The organism is Pseudomonas sp. ICMP 10191, from assembly GCF_001467335.1.
Taxonomy (GTDB): domain Bacteria; phylum Pseudomonadota; class Gammaproteobacteria; order Pseudomonadales; family Pseudomonadaceae; genus Aquipseudomonas; species Aquipseudomonas cerasi.
On the sequence record NZ_LKGW01000107.1, the window covers coordinates 26619 to 46113 of the forward strand.

At 61.0% G+C, this 19495-nt stretch carries 16 protein-coding genes; 5 read left to right on the forward strand and 11 right to left on the reverse strand.

Going from position 1 to position 19495, the window contains the following annotated elements:
• Positions 1-68: 68 nt before the first annotated feature.
• From AO388_RS12575 to hemE, 3 genes are all read left to right on the forward strand, one after another.
• Entirely contained in the window at positions 69-1487 is a 1419-nt protein-coding gene (locus AO388_RS12575) for an FAD-dependent oxidoreductase (RefSeq protein WP_010438787.1), read from the forward strand.
• Positions 1488-1911: 424 nt separating this feature from the next.
• On the forward strand, positions 1912-5172 hold the full coding sequence (locus tag AO388_RS12580) for a dermonecrotic toxin domain-containing protein (RefSeq protein ID WP_058416542.1): 3261 nt from the start codon (positions 1912-1914) through the stop codon (positions 5170-5172).
• A 139-nt stretch (positions 5173-5311) separates the two neighbouring features.
• Positions 5312-6376, forward strand: a complete 1065-nt coding sequence (gene hemE / locus AO388_RS12585) for a uroporphyrinogen decarboxylase (RefSeq protein WP_003366016.1) — start codon at positions 5312-5314, stop codon at positions 6374-6376.
• A gap of 60 nt (positions 6377-6436) precedes the next feature.
• On the opposite strand, the gene AO388_RS12590 is transcribed toward hemE, so the two are convergent.
• The 4 genes from AO388_RS12590 to AO388_RS12605 form a co-directional block, all read right to left on the reverse strand.
• Positions 6437-7912, reverse strand: coding sequence for an N-acyl-D-amino-acid deacylase family protein (locus AO388_RS12590; protein WP_058416543.1), 1476 nt, complete (start codon positions 7910-7912; stop codon positions 6437-6439).
• Positions 7913-7915: 3 nt separating this feature from the next.
• Positions 7916-8776 (reverse strand): MurR/RpiR family transcriptional regulator, encoded by an 861-nt coding sequence (locus tag AO388_RS12595; RefSeq protein ID WP_058416544.1) that lies wholly within the window; start codon positions 8774-8776, stop codon positions 7916-7918.
• Entirely contained in the window at positions 8777-10126 is a 1350-nt protein-coding gene (locus AO388_RS12600) for a GntP family permease (RefSeq protein ID WP_058416545.1), read from the reverse strand.
• Positions 10127-10415: 289 nt separating this feature from the next.
• Complete coding sequence (locus AO388_RS12605) at positions 10416-11684, reverse strand: MFS transporter (RefSeq protein WP_080376766.1); 1269 nt, start codon at positions 11682-11684, stop codon at positions 10416-10418.
• Positions 11685-11799: 115 nt separating this feature from the next.
• Between AO388_RS12605 and AO388_RS12610 the strand changes: the two genes are divergently transcribed.
• Together AO388_RS12610 and AO388_RS29360 are read left to right on the forward strand one after the other, a co-directional pair.
• A complete protein-coding gene (locus tag AO388_RS12610) occupies positions 11800-12690 on the forward strand; it encodes a LysR family transcriptional regulator (RefSeq protein WP_058397760.1) in 891 nt (296 codons plus the stop codon).
• 13 nt (positions 12691-12703) lie between these two features.
• Positions 12704-12988 carry a hypothetical protein gene (locus AO388_RS29360; RefSeq protein WP_153003985.1) on the forward strand — a complete coding sequence of 95 codons (285 nt, stop codon included), beginning with the start codon at positions 12704-12706 and terminating at the stop codon, positions 12986-12988.
• A gap of 453 nt (positions 12989-13441) precedes the next feature.
• On the opposite strand, the gene AO388_RS12615 is transcribed toward AO388_RS29360, so the two are convergent.
• The 7 genes from AO388_RS12615 to AO388_RS12645 are packed head-to-tail and all read right to left on the reverse strand — an operon-like array spanning position 13442 to position 19495.
• The gene (locus AO388_RS12615) at positions 13442-14668 is read right to left on the reverse strand and encodes a beta-ketoacyl-ACP synthase (protein WP_058416546.1); all 1227 of its coding nucleotides are present in this window, start codon (positions 14666-14668) and stop codon (positions 13442-13444) included.
• A complete protein-coding gene (gene fabG / locus AO388_RS12620; RefSeq protein ID WP_003366033.1) occupies positions 14668-15396 on the reverse strand; it encodes a 3-oxoacyl-ACP reductase FabG in 729 nt (242 codons plus the stop codon). The genes AO388_RS12615 and fabG overlap by 1 nt, the downstream gene beginning before the upstream one ends.
• Complete coding sequence (locus tag AO388_RS12625) at positions 15393-15848, reverse strand: ApeP family dehydratase (RefSeq protein WP_003366036.1); 456 nt, start codon at positions 15846-15848, stop codon at positions 15393-15395. The genes fabG and AO388_RS12625 overlap by 4 nt, the downstream gene beginning before the upstream one ends.
• A complete protein-coding gene (locus AO388_RS12630; protein ID WP_058416547.1) occupies positions 15845-17041 on the reverse strand; it encodes a beta-ketoacyl-[acyl-carrier-protein] synthase family protein in 1197 nt (398 codons plus the stop codon). The genes AO388_RS12625 and AO388_RS12630 overlap by 4 nt, the downstream gene beginning before the upstream one ends.
• Positions 17038-17520 (reverse strand): hypothetical protein, encoded by a 483-nt coding sequence (locus tag AO388_RS12635; RefSeq protein ID WP_003366040.1) that lies wholly within the window; start codon positions 17518-17520, stop codon positions 17038-17040. The genes AO388_RS12630 and AO388_RS12635 overlap by 4 nt, the downstream gene beginning before the upstream one ends.
• A complete protein-coding gene (locus tag AO388_RS12640; RefSeq protein WP_058416548.1) occupies positions 17517-18251 on the reverse strand; it encodes a class I SAM-dependent methyltransferase in 735 nt (244 codons plus the stop codon). Before AO388_RS12640 ends, AO388_RS12635 begins: the two co-directional genes overlap by 4 nt.
• Positions 18248-19495 carry an NAD(P)/FAD-dependent oxidoreductase gene (locus AO388_RS12645; RefSeq protein WP_058416549.1) on the reverse strand — a complete coding sequence of 416 codons (1248 nt, stop codon included), beginning with the start codon at positions 19493-19495 and terminating at the stop codon, positions 18248-18250. Before AO388_RS12645 ends, AO388_RS12640 begins: the two co-directional genes overlap by 4 nt.

Consider the following 19495-nt stretch of genomic DNA (forward strand, 5'->3'; position numbering starts at 1 on the left):
TGCCTGCGATCATGATTCCCGCAGCTTCAGGCTTGTAACCTGAAGCTGCTGCAAAGAGGCTCCAGAGAATGGCTGAACGTCTCAGTAACGACTTCCAGTTCATCGACGTCGGACGTAAAGACCCGAAGAAGAAACTGCTGCGTCAACGCAAGAAAGAGTTCGTGGAAATCTACGAGCCTTTCAAGCCCCAGCAGTCTGCCGATCAGGCGCACCGCTGCCTGGGCTGCGGCAACCCGTACTGCGAATGGAAGTGCCCGGTGCACAACTTCATTCCCAACTGGCTCAAGCTGGTCGCCGAGGGCAATATCCTCGCGGCTGCGGAATTGTCGCACCAGACCAACACCCTGCCGGAAGTCTGCGGCCGCGTGTGCCCGCAGGATCGCCTGTGTGAAGGTGCCTGCACACTGAACGACGGTTTCGGTGCGGTGACCATCGGTTCGGTCGAGAAGTACATCACCGACACTGCTTTCGCCATGGGCTGGCGTCCGGACATGTCCAAAGTCGTGCCCACCGGCAAGCGCGTCGCGATCATCGGCGCAGGGCCTGCGGGCCTGGGCTGTGCCGACGTGCTGGTGCGTGGCGGCGTGACCCCGGTGGTGTTCGACAAGAACCCGGAAATCGGCGGTCTGCTGACCTTCGGCATCCCGGAATTCAAGCTGGAGAAATCCGTGCTGAGCCATCGCCGTGAAGTGTTCACCGGCATGGGCATCGAATTCCGGCTAAATACCGAAGTCGGCAAGGATGTCACCATCGATCAATTGCTCGAAGAATACGATGCGGTCTTCATGGGTATGGGCACCTACACCTACATGAAAGGCGGCTTCCCCGGTGAGGATCTGCCGGGTGTGCACGATGCGCTCGACTTCCTGATTGCCAACGTCAACCGCAACCTGGGCTTCGAAAAGGCGCCGGAAGACTTCGTCGACATGAAGGGCAAGCGGGTCGTGGTTCTGGGCGGTGGTGACACGGCGATGGACTGCAACCGCACCTCGATCCGCCAGGGCGCCAAGTCAGTGACCTGCGCCTACCGCCGCGACGAAGAAAACATGCCTGGCTCGCGCAAGGAAGTGAAAAACGCCAAGGAAGAAGGCGTGAAGTTCCTCTACAACCGTCAGCCTATCGCCATCATCGGCGAGGGCAAGGTTGAAGGCGTGAAAGTGGTCGAGACGCGCCTGGGCGAACCGGATGCCCGTGGTCGTCGCAGTCCCGAGCCGATTCCGGGCTCCGAAGAGATCATCCCGGCAGAAGCCGTGGTCATCGCCTTCGGCTTCCGCCCAAGCCCGGCGCCATGGTTCGAGCAGTTCACCATCAGCACCGACAGCCAGGGCCGTGTCGTGGCCCCGGAACAGGCGCAGTACAAGCACCAGACCAGCAACCCGAAGATATTCGCCGGTGGCGACATGGTGCGCGGCTCCGACCTGGTGGTGACCGCTATCTTCGAAGGCCGTAATGCGGCTGAAGGGATTCTGGATTACCTGGGCGTCTGAGTCTGGTGTTGCCGGGGTGTGTCGTTACTGACGCGCACCCCGACAACAAGCGTCTACCCTTCGCATGCACTGTGCCAATGTCTCTGACATCCCGCCCGGCACTTACTCTCTGGACTCGGTGTAACTCGCTCAGGAAGAGCGTTTCCACCGGGGAAGGCAGTGATGAATAGTCGTTTTTGCCTGTTTCCTGCGCTTTGAATGCGTCAGGCGCGTGTGCGCTCGACGTGGCGGGTTTGAGATCTTCTGAAACAACCCCGATTTTCCGATCACGACCTGTTCGTAAGGGGCGCGATACTCGATTGTTAACGCCTTGTTTCTGCCCTCGGTTTCTGCTTCCGGAAGGCGTTACGCTGTTGCGCTTTCATCGGGAGGCCAATTGCCGTGCAGGCACTCCCGCCATCCATGTCGCTATAAGGAAATAGCCATGTTGAAAGCCGCCCCCATGGGCAAACTTGCTCTATCCAAAGAACAGAAACTTCTCGGGCCGGACAGGTTCACGCCCAGTACGGTTGCCGTACGCGAACACCGGGCTCGAGAACGCGCGGACCGGATAATCGACCAATTCGTCGGGCGCTTTACAGAGAAGAACTTTTTCCCTGAAGGCGGTGAAGATGCGTTATTCGCCTTGCTGGTTCAGTTGCCTGACTGGCCTGCCGACCTGTCTATCAGAATTCACAACGAAAACGACGAAGTGCTCGCGGTCTTTTTGAAAGGCAGCGATGAAAGCGCCGTTCAAGGCAGCATCGTCCTGATGCAAAACGCCGATGCCTATATCGTTCCGGATGATGTTCCGGTCTCCAATGATGAGCCTTTGCTGCACTGGGTGTTCAGTCAGTTGCCGGCAGGTTCCAGTGTCGGCATGGGTGGCAACTTTCCCGGCAGTCACAGTGATGACGGACGAATCGTTACCCTGCGCGAGCAAATAGCGGGTCTGGCAAATGACCAAAGGCCGCTGTTATTCGATGCACTGGTGGCGGCCGATGAGGGCGCCTCGAAGGGGCAACTGGATACCCGCACACGTAATCCTTTCCTGCCACTGTGGGTTCGTCAGCAGACTCTGCTTTCTGCGGTCCTGAGCGAGCTATGCGCTTTATACCCGGATGTTCCGGCCGGTCGTCTTGAAGGACTGTTGGAGCAGATGCCGCTGACAGAGCAGGAAGAAGCTGACTTTCTGGATAATGTTGTTCTGCCGGAGTCTTTCGACGAGGCGATGAGCATTTCTCTGGATGAGTGGAGCAGCAGTCTGGCTATCGACGGCCTGTCGCGAACGCGGAGCTTCAATACCTACACGGATGAGCTGGCCCGCGAGATCATCAGAGAGTTGCTGACTGCCGAATCGGGGCGAGAGCTGGTGATCTTCGAACCCGGCGAGAGCGAGTATTTTCCGGAAGACCCTGACGATACCCGTATCGTTCTGCTGCATGACGGCTACGGCAACTACAGTGCTCGGGACACCGAAAGCGGCGGGTTTTTCTCATTCAAGCCGGGTACCGACAGCTTCTATCTTGCGATCAGTTCGCAATTGAAAGCCGAAGAGCGTTTTGCGCTGGGCATGCAGTTCGAGCAGGATGTGAAAGGCATTCGCGACGTTCTGACCCGGCGTGCCATTGAGAAAAATCGCGGCTGGTTCGACCCTGAGCAACCCACTGAAATCGAAAACGATTGTCTGCCTGACTGGTTCGCGAACGCGACCGATGTCGAAAAACAAAGCTGGAAAGTGGCGGTGCAGGACTACAGCCAGGCGTTGCTCGAAGCCCAGGCACCTGACCTGCCGGATCCTTCCGTTTACGGACAGCCTGACCGGTTGCGTAACTACGCGCGGGGAAAACTGCAAGAACGAATTTTGCTCGATCACGGCATTACAGTGGATCCTGACCGCATCAGCGTTCATACCACCAGCGTCGAGATTGATCCGGGCATCGGCATTGATATCGATTATGAATATGTCGGCCCTTCCGAGCTGGAGCCGCATTACGAAACGCAAGAGCGCAGCCTTACAGATCTGTCGCTGGAGAACATTGCACTCACCAATATCAACTTTCTACTCACCGGTCGCGCGTTTGACGATCAGGGGCAACTGCTCAGTTTCCTCAACGCCGGTTATCTGTTCGGCCTGATTCGTGAGCTGAACATTGGTGAGGATTACTCAAGGTATCTCAGCATAGTCCTGTCCACGTCGGCGGCAGGACAATGGCACCGTGAGCGTTATGCACGCGTCATGCGCGCACAAATGCGCCTCGACGCGATCGAGGCGAAAATGGCGGGAGACTTTCTGGGTGATGGCGGGCTTCCTCCCGAGCTGGCGAACAGAGGCTACAAATGGGTTGCCGCTGTGCTCGATCACCCAGTTGACAGTGATGATCGCGCAACGGTGGAGGGGCATCGTATTCAGGTCAGCCAGTTATCCATCAATGGTGTGTCATTGAGCGGTGTATTGGTGATCGGCACCGAGTCGCGCTCCAGCGTCGCCAACGTGGTGGTTTTTACCCCGCAGGCTCCTGACGGCATGTGCTTCCGGGAAATGAGCGATACGCAGGAGTTCCGGCAGCGGATATTGCTTGAGCCCGAATTGCTGAACTACCTGGTGAGCAGGGCACCTTTGGCCTCACAGGCCGATGTCAGGCAGGTACTGACCGCTGGCCGTGACACGCTGTTCATGGAACTGCAGCCGTGTACCGGGAGTTTTCTTGAGGTGGTCTATGAGTCTGAAGTCGCGCGGGTCATTTCTGCTGTCGATGAACAGACCAATACCAACTGGGAAACCTATTGGGAAAGTGCCTGGGAAATCACCAAAACCGTTGGCGACATCCTCCTCACCTTCACACCTTTTAAAGTGCAACTGCCGATCGCTGCCCTTCGCAGTTTTTACGCTATCTGGCAGGGCGTTGGAAAGAAGTCCAGCGAACAGGGGAGTGCCCCGTTGTATTTGGTTCAGGCGGCATTGTTGCTGGCCGATGGGCTGACGTTGTCAAAAGGGCGGCGGGTCAGAACATCTTCTACGGCAACGGTTGGCCGCTCTGTGCTCGATCCGAAAACAGCGGTATCCAAAACGCCTGTCGGGCTGAAAGCGCGCAGTGACGGGATTTACCGGGGCATCCATGAGAAAGCTCAAGAAGGTGTACCGAGCCGCTTTTACGCCGTGCAACAGGAAAAAGTCTATGCCGTCAGATACGACTCAGATTGTGCGGCATGGCGGGTTATTGATTCGCGGCGACCGGATGCGTATTACCAACTGCCGATCCAGCTCGACGATCAAGGTGTCTGGGTACACGCGTCGGCCGGTTTGCGCGGTGGCGGCAGACACCGGATAACCAAGCTGCCCACGGAAACAGGGAACGGTACGGATACACCGGGCAAGAGTGCTGGAAAACTCAGGTACAAAATACACATGAGTGATTTTTTCAACGCTGCCGAATTCAAAAGAGCGGATAAGGAGATACAGGCCAAAGACCTGGAAGCCTCAGTCAGGAATGCTGTTGAGAAGTACGTTCTTGATGGCGCTGCTCACCTGCATAGATGGAAACCCACTGCAAAAAATAAACTGGATAAAAACGCAAAGTTTTTTTTCCTGGACTTGCCCTCCATTGGCGATAGCACCGGGAGAGGGGATTGGCGTCTGGTGCTCAAGCGAGTGGAAAAAGGCCTGCTCGAGCCTTTCGATATCCTCAACCATAAGCAAATGTGACGGAAATCAGCCGGTTCTGAAGGCGCATGCCCGTGCATAACGACAGCAAATCGGCACGATAGACAAAAGGCACGGCTCTCGCCGTGCCTTTTGCGTCGAGCTCTGAGAAAATGCCGGCACTTTTATTGCGGATGCCGACATGACTGCCCTGAAGAACGACCGTTTCCTTCGCGCTTTGCTCAAGCAACCCGTAGACGTCACGCCGGTATGGATGATGCGTCAGGCAGGTCGCTACCTGCCGGAATACCGCGCCAGCCGCGCCAGTGCCGGGGACTTCATGAGCCTGTGCAAGAACCCGCAGTTCGCCTGTGAAGTCACTTTGCAGCCGCTGGATCGCTACCCGCTGGACGCGGCGATTCTGTTCTCCGACATCCTGACCATTCCCGATGCGATGGGTCAGGGGCTGTACTTCGAAACCGGCGAAGGCCCGCGCTTCAGGAAAACCGTCAGCACGCTGGCTGACATCGAAGCGTTGCCGATCCCCGATGCGCAGCAGGACCTGGGCTACGTGATGGATGCGGTCAGCACCATTCGCCGCGAACTCAACGGTCGCGTACCGCTGATCGGTTTCGCCGGCAGCCCGTGGACGCTGGCGACCTACATGGTCGAGGGCGGTTCGTCAAAAGACTTCCGCAAATCCAAGGCCATGCTCTATGACAACCCGCAAGCGATGCACCTGCTGCTCGACAAGCTGGCGCAGTCAGTGACCTCCTACCTCAATGGCCAGATTCTGGCCGGTGCGCAAGCCGTGCAGATCTTCGACAGCTGGGGCGGCAGCCTGTCTTCGGCGGCGTATCAGGAGTTCTCGCTGGCCTACATGCGTAAGATCGTCAACGGCCTGATTCGCGAAAACGACGGGCGCAAGGTGCCAGTGATCGTGTTCACCAAAGGTGGCGGTCTGTGGCTGGAAAGCATTGCCGACATCGGTGCGGACACCCTCGGGCTGGACTGGACCTGTGACATCGGCGAAGCGCGTCAGCGTGTCGGCAGCAAGGTTTCGCTGCAAGGCAACATGGACCCGACCGTGCTGTACGCCCGCCCGGAAGCCATCCGCCAGGAAGTCGCACGCATCCTTGCCAGCTACGGCAGCGGCACCGGGCACGTCTTCAACCTCGGCCACGGCATCACCCCTGAAGTCGACCCGGCCAATGCCGGCGCGTTCATCAATGCGGTGCACGAGTTGTCGGCGCAGTATCACCAGTAATTGCCGAGCCAACGAGGCGTCGATGCCTCAAGACGCATCGATTGATTTAAGCGCCGACGACTACGTCGGCGCTTTTGCATCCGCAAAGCTCTGCCGCAGCGAACCGCTGCGTGGCAGGAATCTACCTTGGCGCTCGCCTTGCGCCTTGCCTTCTGCGTAGCTCAGGCGACCGTTGACCCAGACACCGTCGATGCCCTGCGCCGCTCGCTGAGGGTCTTTGAAATCCGCCACGTCGCGCACGGTTTGCGGGTTGAACAACACCAGATCCGCCCAGTAACCCTCGCGAATAAGGCCGCGTTCGTGCAAGGCGAAGCGCGCGGCTGACAGCCCGGTCATTTTGTGTACGGCGGTGTGCAACGCAAACAGCCCCTTGTCCCGGCTGAAATGCCCAAGCACCCTCGGGAACGCGCCCCACAGGCGCGGATGAGGAAACGGGTCTTCCGGAAGGCCATCGGAGCCGATCATCGCCAGCGGGTGAGACATGATGCGTTCGACGTCGCCCTCATCCATGCCGTAGTACACCGCACCCGCAGGCTGTAACTTGCGTGCGGCGTCCAGCAATGACAGCCCCCAGTCGGCGGCAATGTCCTGCAGATCCCTGCCGCCCTGATCCGGGTGTGGCGTAGACCAGGTGATGGTAATGCGAAATGCGTCAGTCACCTGTTTAAGGTCCAGCGTTGAAGAACTGGCCGCATAGGGATAGCAGTCGCAGCCTACCGGATGGTCCTGCGCGGCCTCTTCCAGGGCCGCCAGCAGTTGCGGGCTGCGTCCCCAGTTGCCGGCACCGGCGCATTTCATGTGCGAGATGATGACCGGTGAGCGCGCATGGCGACCTATATCGAATGCTTCTGCCATGGCCTCAAGCACCGGCTCGAATTCGCTGCGCAGGTGGGTGGTGTAAATCGCGCCGAACGCGCTGAGTTCCTCAGCCAGTTGTTTGACCTCGCTGGTTTCGGCCGAGAACGCCGAAGCGTAGGCAAGGCCGGTCGACAACCCCAGCGCGCCCGCTTCCAGGCTGTCGCGCAACTGCTCGCGCATCGCGGCGATTTCTTCCGGGCTGGCGCTGCGCAACAAGTCATCCATGTGGTTGCTGCGCAAGGCGGTATGGCCGATCAGGGCCGCCACGTTAACGGCGGGCCGGGCGTTTTCAACCGCCGCGCGGTAGTCGGTGAAACGTGGATAGACGAACGCCGCGGCGTCGCCCAGCAGGTTCATCGGGTCGGGCGGATTGCCGCTCAGCGAGACCGGCGAAGCGCTGATCCCGCAGTTGCCGACGATGACGGTCGTCACGCCCTGGCTGATTTTCGGCAGCATCTCGGGTTTGCGGATGACCACCGTATCGTCGTGGGTATGCACATCGATGAATCCGGGGGCCAGCACGCGACCGGCCGCATCGATTTCTTCCCGGGCACTGGCACCGGTCAGACTGCCGATGCGCTGGATGCGCCCTTCGCTGATCGCCACATCGGCGCGTACCCCCGGCGTGTCACTGCCGTCGATGACCAGTGCGTTGCGAATGATCAGGTCATAAAGCATGGTTCAGTCTCCCAGCGGCAGGCCATCTTCACCGCCACGGTATTCATCCAGCGCAAGCTTGATCCGGCGCAGCCGCTCCTGATTGTCTTCAGGGCTCGCCAGCGCCAGTTCAGTGGCCAGCACATCGATGGTCAGCAGCATGCCGTAGCGCGCTGCGGTAGGTTTATAGATGAAATTGGTTTCAGCAATTTGCAGCGGCAGCACAACCTCGGCCAGTTGTGCCAACGGTGAGTCAGGCAGCGTGATGGTCAGCACGCGGGCACCATAGCTGCGGGCCAGGGTCACGGCGTCGAGCAGTTCCGGTGTGCGCCCGCTGAGCGAGCAGACAATCAGGCTGTGTTGCGGGCCAAGCGTAGCGGCGACCATGCGCATCATCACCGGGTCGCGGCAGGCGGCCACCGGGTAACCCAGGCGCACCAGCCGGGTTTGCAGTTCCTCGCTGCACAGGCTGGAGCAACCGCCCATGCCGAATGTGTGAATCATGCGTGCGTCGGCGACACAGGCGATGGCGGCGGCAAAGCGTGTTGCATCGAAGCCTGCCAGGTGCTGGCGCAGGGTCGCTTCGATGTCGTCGACGATCCGGGTGAAAAACGCCGACTGCTCCGGCGCCGGTTCAGGATGAAGGAAGCGGCTGCCGACGCCGCTGGCCTGGGCCAGTTGCAGGCGCAAATCGCGCAGATCCCGACAACCGATGCTGCGTGCGAAGCGTGACAGCGTCGCACTGCTGACCTCGGCGCGGCTGGCCAGCTCATCCAGACTGGCACTGGCCGCGAAGGCTATATCGCTGAGCAACAGCTTGGCGATTCGTCCCTCTCCCGCGCTGAGGGAATCCTGACGGGCACGTATCTGGTACAGAATGTCCACTCAAAGCACCTGCGCCAGGCCCAGCGTCAGGGCAAAAGCGACGACAGAAATCAGCGTCTCCAAGACCGTCCAGGTCTTGAACGTTTGCGCGACGGTCATGTTGAAATACTCCTTGATAAGCCAGAAACCACCGTCGTTGACGTGGGAAAAGATCACCGAGCCTGCGCCCGTCGCCAGCACCAGCAATTCGGGGTGCGGGTAACCCAGCCCCAGCGCGACAGGCGCAACAATGCCCGATGCGGTGGTCATTGCTACCGTCGCCGAGCCCGTTGCAACGCGCATCAGTGCCGCAAACAACCAGCCCATCAGCAGGGGTGACAGATGAAAGTCCTGCGCCAGACCAACGATCTGGTTGGTGACACCGCTGTCGACCAGAATACGGTTCAAACCGCCACCGGCACCGACCAGCAACGTGATGCTGGCAGTCGGTGCCAGGCACTCATTGGTGAATTTCAGGATCGAGTCGCGGTTGAAACCCTGAGCGATGCCCAGCGTCCAGAAACTCAACAGGGTGGCCAGCAGCAGGGCGATCACCGAGTTGCCGATGAACAGCAAAAAGCCATTGAACGCACTGCCCGGTGTGCTGATCAGGTTGGCCCAGCCACCCAGCAGCATCAGCACCACCGGCAGCAGAATCGTTGCCATGGTCAGGCCGAAGCTGGGCAGCTTCTGGCGTGGTTCGCGGTCGAGAAACTGCTTGGCCAGCGGGTTTTCAGCTGGCAAGTGGATGCGCGGCACAATGAATTTGGCATACACCGGACCGGCGATGATCGCCGTGGGGATGCCGATCAGGATGGCGTAGAAGAGCGTTTGCCCCACCGACGCCTGATACGCCTGCACCGCGAGCATCGCAGCAGGGTGTGGCGGCACCAGCGCATGCACCACCGAGAGACCGGCGACCATCGGCAGGCCGACCATCAGAATCGACACCCCGACACGCCGGGCCACGGTAAAGGCAATCGGCACCAGCAGAACGAAGCCGACTTCGAAGAACAGTGGCAAGCCCACCAGAAACGCGATGCAGACCATGGCCCAGTGCGCGTTACGTTCGCCAAAGCGGTCGATCAGAGTGCGCGCCACCTGCTCGGCGCCGCCAGACTCGGCCATCATCTTGCCAAGCATGGTGCCCAGCGCCACGACCAGCGCGATATGCCCCAGCGTCTTGCCAACCCCCGCTTCATAGGAGGCGACCACGCCACTGGCCGGCATTCCCGCGACCAGGGCCAGACCGACCGAAACAAGCGTAATGACGATAAACGGATTGAGGCGGTAACGCGCGATCAGCACGATCAAGGCGATGATGGCGACAGCGGCGTAGACCAACAGCGAAATACCGGGAGACGGCGACATAGCGGCGGTTCCTTGCAGAATGGGTAGGCGAGAGCGCAATACCGACGGCTGAAGCCGTCAGCCTGAAGGCGACTCGGGGGTACTCGGCAGGGATGACGCAATAAGGTGGAGCAGGGGCGTTTCAGGGCGATCACAGGTATTCATTGTTTTTATCTCTGCTTTCGTGATGAAAATAAATTACACGAAAACGAAATATAAACAAATATATGAAAATAAATTTCTTGGAAGGGGTTAGGTGGCTGATGGGAGTGCCATTGCGTCCCCCCATCCGCCTGCGTCTGCCGGGTGACTAAACCTTCGCCCCCAGCGGCTGCAACCTTGCCAGCCGCAGCGCTACCCCAAGTGCGATCAGCAGCAACACGCCGATAAACAGCCCGATGCCGTTCCATCCCGCGTAGTGCCAGAACACGCCGCCGCCGGTTCCGGCTACGCTCGAGCCTGCGTAGTAACAGAACAGGTACAGGGACGCGGCCTGGCCTCTGGCGGTGGTGGCCCTGCGTCCGACCCAGCTGCTGGCCACCGAATGTGCGCCGAAGAAGCCGAAAGTGAAGATCAGTACGCCGACGATCACCAGCGGCAGCCGGGTTAACAGGGTCAGCAGCAGGCCGGCCAGCATCATCACGATCACGGCCCAGAGCACCTGTCGGCGGCCAAGGCGGTCAGCCAGCGAGCCGATCTTTGCCGAGCTGTAGATGCCCGACAGGTACACCACGGAAAACACCCCGACCACGGCCTGGCTCAGGTTGTAGGGTGCGCTCAGAAAGCGGTAGGCGATGTAGTTGAACAGCGTGACGAATGCGCCCATCAGCAGAAAGCCGGTCAGAAACAGCAGCGGCAAGCCTGCATCGCGAAACTGCACCACAAACCCGTCGAGCAGACTGCGAGGGTGCAGCGAGCGCGGGCGGAAGTTGCGTGACGCCGGCAGGATCCTCCAGAACACCGCTGCGGCGATCAGCGCCAGCCCGCCAACTACCAGCATTGCCGCATGCCAGCTGACATAGTCGATCATCACCCCGACGATCAGCCTTCCGCTCATACCACCGACGGCGCTGCCGCCGATATACAGCCCCATCGCCAGACCCAGATGGGTGGGGTGGATCTCCTCGCTCAGGTAGGTCATGGCCACCGCCGCGAGGCCGCTCAGTGACAGGCCTACCAGGGCGCGGGTAATCAGTACGCCCTCCCAGCTAGGCATCAAGGCGCTGGCGATGGTGAACAGCGACGCACAGAACAGCGCCATGACCATCACCGGCTTGCGCCCCAGCCGATCGGATATCGGCCCGGTGATCAGCAGGCCGATGGCGAGCATTGCCGTGGCGACGGACAGGATCAGGCTGCTTTGTGCCGCCGTCAGGGAGAACTCGCTGGACAGCGTCGGCATCATCGGCTGAACGCAGTACAGCAGGGTAAAGGTCGAAAACCCGCCAGCGAACAGCGCCAGCGCAGTGCGTTTGAAAAGCGGCGTGTTCTTTTCGATGTAGGTATCGCCGGGCAGTGTCGACGACTGTACGGCCGGGGTGTTCAGGTCTGGGGTGGGCGGGGCGACGGCAGGGTTCACAAAGACCTCAGGGCATGATTGAGCAGGCGATGAAAAAATCATATAGCTCGCTAATCATTCCATCCAATATATTGTTCGACCTGTTTGATAGGTAAAACGACTTAATGGAGGCCGCATGGAATTGCGTCATCTGCGTTACTTCATCGCGGTTGCCGAAGAGCTGCATTTTGGCCGCGCCGCGCAGGCGCTGGGTATTTCGCAACCGCCGCTCAGCCAGCAGATTCAGACGCTGGAGCAGGAACTTGGCACGCGCTTGTTCGAGCGCACCAACCGGCGCGTCGAGTTGAGCGAATCCGGGCGGCTGTTTCTCGACGAAGCACGGCTGGTGCTGGCGCAGGTCGACAAGGCCACTGACGTGGCGCGGCGTGCGCAATTGGGTGAGATCGGCGAGCTGAAGATCGGCTTTACCTCGTCTGCGCCGTTTACGTCGAGCATTCCGCAGGCGATTTTTGCTTTCCGCCAGGCCTACCCGGACGTGCACCTGACCCTGACCGAGATCACCAGTCAGGAAGTGGCGGCAGGTCTTGAGGACAAAACCATTCAGGTCGGCATCATGCGCCCGCTGGCATTGCCCGATTCACTGGTGGTGTTCGAATTGCTCAGTGAACCGCTGGTGGCGATCATGCGTGCCGACCATCCTCTGGCGGCAGGGAGCGAGGAAGGGATCTACATGGCGGCGCTGGCCGCCGAGCCGTTCGTGTTCTTCCCGCGTACCTACGGCAGCGGCATCTACGCGCAAGTCCTGAGCCTGGCGCGCGCCGCGGGGTTCAGCCCGCTGATCACCCAGGAAGCGGGCGAAGTGATGACTATCATCGGCCTGGTTGCAGCAGGATTGGGCGTCACCGTACTGCCTGCGTCCTACCGGCGAATGCGCATCGACGGCGTGGTCTACCGCAACGTCCTCGACCCCGGCGCAACCAGCGCGGTGTGGCTGGTGCAACGCAAGGACGAACAATCGCCCATGGCCAAGGCGTTCACCGAGCTGTTAACGCGCAATGTGGGGTGATTCAAGGGTACTGATGATAGGACGCAGAGCGTCCAGAACGGCATGCGACGCAGAGCGCCGCACGATAGTTGAGATTCTGGCCGCAGGCCGTGGGAGCGAGCTTGCTCGCGATCTGCCGGGAACCGGCAGCAAGACCGGTGCATGCGGTGTGCCGGGCCGCTGGGCGTCCAGAACGGCATACGAAGCGGAGCGCCGCACGATAGTTGAGATTCTGGCCGCAGGCCGTGGGAGCGAGCTTGCTCGCGATCTGCCGGGAACCGGCAGCAAGACCGGTGCATGCGGTGGGCCGGGCCGCTGAGCGTCCAGAACGGCATACGAAGCGGAGCGCCGCACGATAGTTGAGATTCTGGCCGCAGGCCGTGGGAGCGAGCTTGCTCGCGATCTGCCGGGAACCGGCAGCAAGACCGGTGCATGCGGTGGGCCGGGCCGCTGGGCGTCCAGAACGGCATACGAAGCGGAGCGCCGCACGATAGTTGAGATTCTGGCCGCAGGCCGTGGGAGCGAGCTTGCTCGCGATCTGCCGGGAAGCGGCAGCAGGACCGGTGTATGCGGTGCATCAGGCATGGCCGGGCCGCTTCTCAGCCGGTCTTAACGTCCCGAACGTCCTGCGGGCAGCAGCCCTCTCTTGTAGGCATGTTGATACCTAAAGATTGGACGCAGAGCGACCAGAGCTGCATTCCCACGCCGGAGAGTGGGACGACAAGTGTGTGGACTGGAGCATGAGGAGCGGCAGGCGTCTCAGAGAACACCCTTAGCGCCAACGCCTGAAGATCAGCGAGGTGTTCACGCCGCCAAATGCGAAGTTGTTGTTCATCACGTATTCGTTGCTCATGTACCTTGGTTCGCCGACGATGTAGTCCAGTTCACCGCACTGTGAGTCGATGGCGACCAGGTTGAGCGTATGGATATAGCGATCGCTGTTGAGCATTTCGATGCTGAACCATGACTCCAGCGCGCCGCACGCTCCCAGCGTGTGGCCGAGGAAGCTTTTCTGCGAGCTGAGCGGCATGCGCGGGCCGAACAGGCTGCTGGTGGCCAGGGTCTCGGCGATGTCGCCCTGTTCGGTGGCGGTGCCGTGGCCGTTGACGTAACCGATGGCGTCGGGCGGCAGGTTGGCGTCTTCGAGGGCCAGCTCCATCGCGCGGCGCATGGTGGCCTGCTCGGGGCGAGTGCTGTGCGCGCCGTCGGCGTTGCTGCCGAAGCCGACGATCTCGGCGTAGATGTGCGCGCCACGTGCCTGGGCATGCTCAAGCTCTTCAAGCACCAGCATGCCGCCGCCTTCGCCGATCACCAGGCCGTCGCGTCCGCTGTCGTAGGGGCGTGGCGTGCTGTGGGGCGCATCATTCTTGAGGCTGGTGGCGTACAGCGCGTCGAACACCATGGCCTCGGTCGGGCACAGCTCTTCAGCCCCGCCCGCCAGCATCAGCGGCAGACGGCCGAACTTGATCGCCTCGTAGGCATAGCCGATGCCCTGACTGCCACTGGTACAGGCGCTGGAGGTCGGAATCAGGCGTCCGGTCAGGCCGAAGAAAATGCTGATGTTGGCAGCGGTGGTGTGCGGCATCATCCGCACGTAGGAGTTGGCGTTCAGGCCCACAGCCACCGAGTTGATCAACATGTTGCCGAAAGCCTTGATCTCGTCGGTGCTGCCGGTGGACGAGCCGCAGGCCGTGCCCATGCGGCCGTCGCGAATGATCGGGTCATTCAGCAGCCCGGCGTCGATCAGGGCCTGCTCCGCAGCCGCCACGGCCAGACGGGACACGCGGCCCATGCTGCGCAGTTGCTTGCGCGTCCAGTGCCCCGGCACGACGAAATCGTCGATGGGGCCAGCCAGGCGGGTATTGAGCTCGGCAAAACGGTTCCACTCGTCCATCCGGCGAATGCCGCTGCGATTGGCCGTGAAGCTGGCATCGATAGTCGGCCAGTCGCTGCCCACCGAAGTGATGCCGGACATGCCGGTCACTACCACACGCTTCATCAACACAGTCCCCCATTGACGGCCAGAACCTGACGAGTGATGTAGCTCGCTTCGGCCGACATCAGAAAATTCACGGCCCCCGCCACTTCCTCGGGCGTGCCCATGCGTTGTGCAGGAATCATTTTCATCAGTTCGTCAACGGGCACGTTCTCGTCGAGCATGGCCGTATCGATCAGCCCCGGCGCGACGCAGTTGACGGTGATCTTGCGTTTGCCCAGTTCGATGGCCAGCGCCTTGGCGGCACCGATCAGCCCTGCCTTGGAAGCGCTGTAATTGACCTGGCCGCGATTGCCGATCAGCCCTGAAACCGAGGTGATGCAGACGATGCGCCCTGCTGCACGACGGCGAATCATCGGCATCGTCAACGGGTGCAGGACATTATAGAAACCGTCCAGGTTAGTACGCAGCACCTGATCCCAGTCATCGTCGCTCAGCGCCGGAAACGCGCCGTCGCGGGTCAGCCCGGCGTTGAGTACCACGCCGTAATAGGCGCCATGCGTCTCCACATCCTGTTCCAGAATTGCCTTGCAGGCGGCACGGTCCGAGACATCGAATTGCAGCACGCGTGCCTGACGGCCCAGCGCAACGACTTCGGCCTGCACGGCTTCGGCTTCGCTGCGGCCAGTGCGGCAATGCAGGATCAGGTCGTATCCGGCCTGCGCCAGACGCAGGGCGATGGCGCGGCCGATGCCACGGCTGGAGCCGGTGACCAGTATCGATTCAGTCATGCCGGGGCTCCTTCAGCCAGGTAGTCAGCAGTGTTGGGCGGGCAATATACATTGAGTCGGGCAAAAGCCTCGATACCCGGGCCGGTGAGGGTGCATTCGAACATGCCCATGCCGTTGTCGTCCTGCAGGGAGCGCACGGCATGGATGTGCAGTTCACTGCCCAGTGGGAAGCGTGTCACGTTGCAATCGAACTTGCGGCTGCCAAGCAAAAAACCCAGCTTGACCGCTTCGCCGTTGTTGCGCGCCTTGCAACCGGCATAGGCCGCGACGCTCTGCGCCATCAGCTCTATGCCCAGCCATGCGGGCAGGCTGCCGTCCGCTTGATTGAACAGGCCGTCGGCGCGTACGGTCAGGCAGGTTCGAATCTGTTCTTCGTCAAAGCTCAGCACCTGATCGATAAGGATCATGTCGCCGGCATGGGGGATGAGTTCGGCGAGCGGCCACTCGGTCATGGGGCATCTCCGATAATCAGGCTGATGTTGTTGCCACCGAAGGCAAACGAATTGCTCATCATGTAACGAGCGTTTTCAGGTGTCAGGCGCGAGCCTGCGTGTGTCCATTGCAGCGCGGGCAGCAGTGGATCGGTCTCGCCGTCCCACAGGTGCGGGGGCAGGGCCCGTTCGGCATTCTGCGGTGCCAGGCTCAGCCAGCAAAACGCCGCTTCCAGCGCGCCCGCTGCGCCCAGGGTGTGGCCGCTGAGCGGTTTGGTTGACGAGCAGGGCACGCCGTTGGGAAATACGCCCTGCACGGCCAGGCTCTCCATTGCATCGTTGTGCGGCGTGGCGGTGCCATGCAGGTTCAGATAACCGATCTGCTCCGCCTCGAGTCGCGCATTGCGCAACGCTTGCAGCATGGCATCGCGCGCACCACGGCCGGTGGGTTCGGGGGCCGAGATGTGGTGAGCGTCGCAGCTGGCACCTGCACCCAGCAGGGCAATCGAGTGCCTGCTGTCGGCTTCGCGAGTCATCAGGAACAGTGCGGCCGCCTCGCCGATATTGATCCCGTTGCGGTTGCTGGAGAACGGATTGCAGAGCTGCGGCGACATCGCCTCGAGTGCCGAGAATCCCTGCAGGGTCAGCCTGCACAGGCTGTCGACGCCGCCGCACAGCACGGCATCGCACAGGCCCATGTCCAGCGCCCGCCGCGCACTGAGCAACGCCCGCGAGCTGGAGGTGCAGGCTGTCGAGATGACGTAGGCCGGGCCGCTCAATTGCAGCCAGGCGGCGAGAAAATTCGCCGGTGCGCCCAGTTCCTGTTGCCGATAATCGTAATCGTCGGGGAAGGTCCGTTCACGCAGCCAGACGGCCATGCTCTCGCTCGCTTCATCGATGCCCGAGGTGCTGGTGCCGATGATCACGCCAATCCGCCCGGCGCCGAAGCGGGTGATGGCCTGGCTGATGTCCTCCTCGATCTGCAGGGCGGCGGCCAGCAGCAGCTGGTTATTGCGGCTGCGATGCAAATGCACGGCAGGCGGAATGGGCGGCAATGCAGATTTGACTGCACCGACCGGCAACGCACGTTCCGGCACCCAACCGCTTTCGAACACCATGCCCGAGCTGTCACCTGCGAACAGCCTGCGCGACACCTCTTCACGGCTGTCGCCCAGCGAGCAGATCACGCCCAGCGCGTTGAGATAGGCGGTCATGGCAGGCTCTCGTTGTTCAGCGGTGTGACCTTGTAGCTCAGCCTGTCCTTGAGGCGGATAGTGAACGCGTTGGCCGACTGATATTCGACCAGCCAGCGATCGTCCAGGCGTCGCTGCATGCCCTGGCGGTAAGCCGTCGGGTAGCGGCCATGCATTTCCAGGTCCGGGGTCATGGCGAACATCAGCGCAGCGAACAGCTCGCGAGCTTCGGGATTGGGCGGCAGCAAACCGTCGGCTTGCCATTTGCCGTCGATCAGCAACTGGCGCGCCTGGGGAATGCCCAGCGGGTCCATCATCGACCAGCGCAATCCGCCGTTTTCGCGCTGGATGATCAGCAGCCAGTCCTGATGCTGATCGGCCTGGCGACGCTCGATGTGCAGTTGCATCGGCAATTGCAGGGTCGGTGCGCTGGTCGGCAGCGGGGCTTGTGCCGCACAGCCGCCGAGCAGCAGGAAGGCTAAAAACAGTATGCGAATCATGATGCTTCCACTTCCAGGGGTTTGCGGGCCACGACATTGACCAGCGTTTCCTCACGTTGCCCGAACGGCCTGGGCTTTTGCAGTTTCAAGACTTCGAGCAGGCCGAAGTCCTTGGCGCGGCTCCACCACAGGTAAGGGTACGAAACATTCGGTGCATCGAACTCGAAACCCTGGTCGCGGATCATCTGCAGATACTGCGCCGCGCTTTTCTGAACATGCATCGGATGGCGGAACAGCCAGCGAATTACCCAGGTGTCGATGTACGCCTCGGTCGACTCGGCGAACAGCAGGTAGCCGCCCGGTTTGAGTACCCGGTAAAACTCGGCCAGCGCTTGTTCCTGCTCCACCAGATGATGGAAAGTCTGGTGGCAGAACAGCAAATCGACGCTGGCGTCGGGTACTGGCAGGGCTGCGCAGTCGCTGCCGATCAGCTCGACCTCTACGCCTCTGGCACGCGCCTCTTCGCGACTCATCTCGAGGCTGTGCGGATCGGCGTCGACACCGATGAGCCTGGACGGCTGAAAAACCTTGTTCAGATGCTGGAACGAGCGGCCTTGCCCGCACCCGGCGTCGAGCAACACCGGCGCAACCGGCGGCGGGCTGGCGAACAGGCTGCGCAAGTCGTCTATCGCCACGCGCAGCACGCGGTACTGCCAGATGTTGCTGCGCAGAAACCACAGGCCGAAGCGGGTTTCCTCGACATAACTGTCACTCAGAAACGGTCGACTCATGAACCACCGTCCGCGCAGATTTCCGAAAGCGTGCGCAGGCGGCGCTTGGGCTCGCTGACAAACGGATTGCGTTCGTCCCAGGCATAACCGGCCAGAATCGAGCTGATCATGCGGCGGATGTCCGGAGCGCTGCCGGGGTAGAAAATCACGCTCTGGAATGTGCCGTCGTACCAGCCATCGACATAGGCGCGAAAGGTGTCGACGCCACGTTTCAATGGCACCGCGAACTCGCTTTCCCAATCCACGTTTTCGCCCTGCAACTGGCGGCTCAGCACGCCAGCCGCCATGCTCGCCGAACGCATGGCGATGGTCACGCCTGACGAAAACACCGGGTCGAGGAATTCCGCCGCATTGCCCAACAGCGCAAAGCCTTTGCCGTGCAGGGTCTTGACGTTGGCCGAGTAGCCACCGATGGTTCTCGCTGGCGTATCCCAGACTGCGTTTTTCAGCACGCTGGCCAGTTGCGGTGTTTCATCGATAAAGGCGCGCAGGCAGGCATCCAGATCCTCGGGCTTGTCCTTGAAGCGTTCAGCCGAGGCGACCACGCCTATCGAACAGCGGCCTTCGCTGAACGGGATCGACCAGAACCACACATCGCTGTGCTGCGGATGGATGCTGACGAGAATCTTGCGGCGGTCGAAGGGCGGGCTTTCGATGCGGTCTTCGATATGGGTGAACACCGCCTGGCGCACCGGAAAACCCGACGGCGCTTCCAGATCCAGCAAGCGCGGCAGCACACGGCCATAGCCGCTGGCGTCGAGTACGAAGCTGGCCTGCACGCTGTATTCGCTGCCGTCCTCACGCCTCACACGCAAAACCGGCTGCGGACCATCGAAGTCGGCGCTGACGATCTCTTCCTGATAGCGGATGTCCACGCCTTGCAGCGCAGCCTGATCGGCGAGCAGTTTGTCGAACTCGCTGCGCTGCACCTGAAAGGTCGTCGGCTTGCCGTTGCTGAACGTATCGCTGAAGTCGAAATCGCTGTATTGCTCGCCACGCGCGAAAGCTGCGCCATTTTTGGGCTGGAAACCGGCGGCCTGCACGGCCTCCAGCATCCCGGCTTCTTCGACGAAGTCCAGGCAGTGGCACAGCAGGCTTTCACCGATGGAGAAGCGCGGAAACAGCTGGCGCTCGATGATCAGCACGTCATGGCCCTGGCGTTTGAGCAGGGCAGCCGCTATTGAACCGGCCGGGCCGGCACCGATGATGACGACCTGACGAATTTCCCTATCAGTGATGGGCAC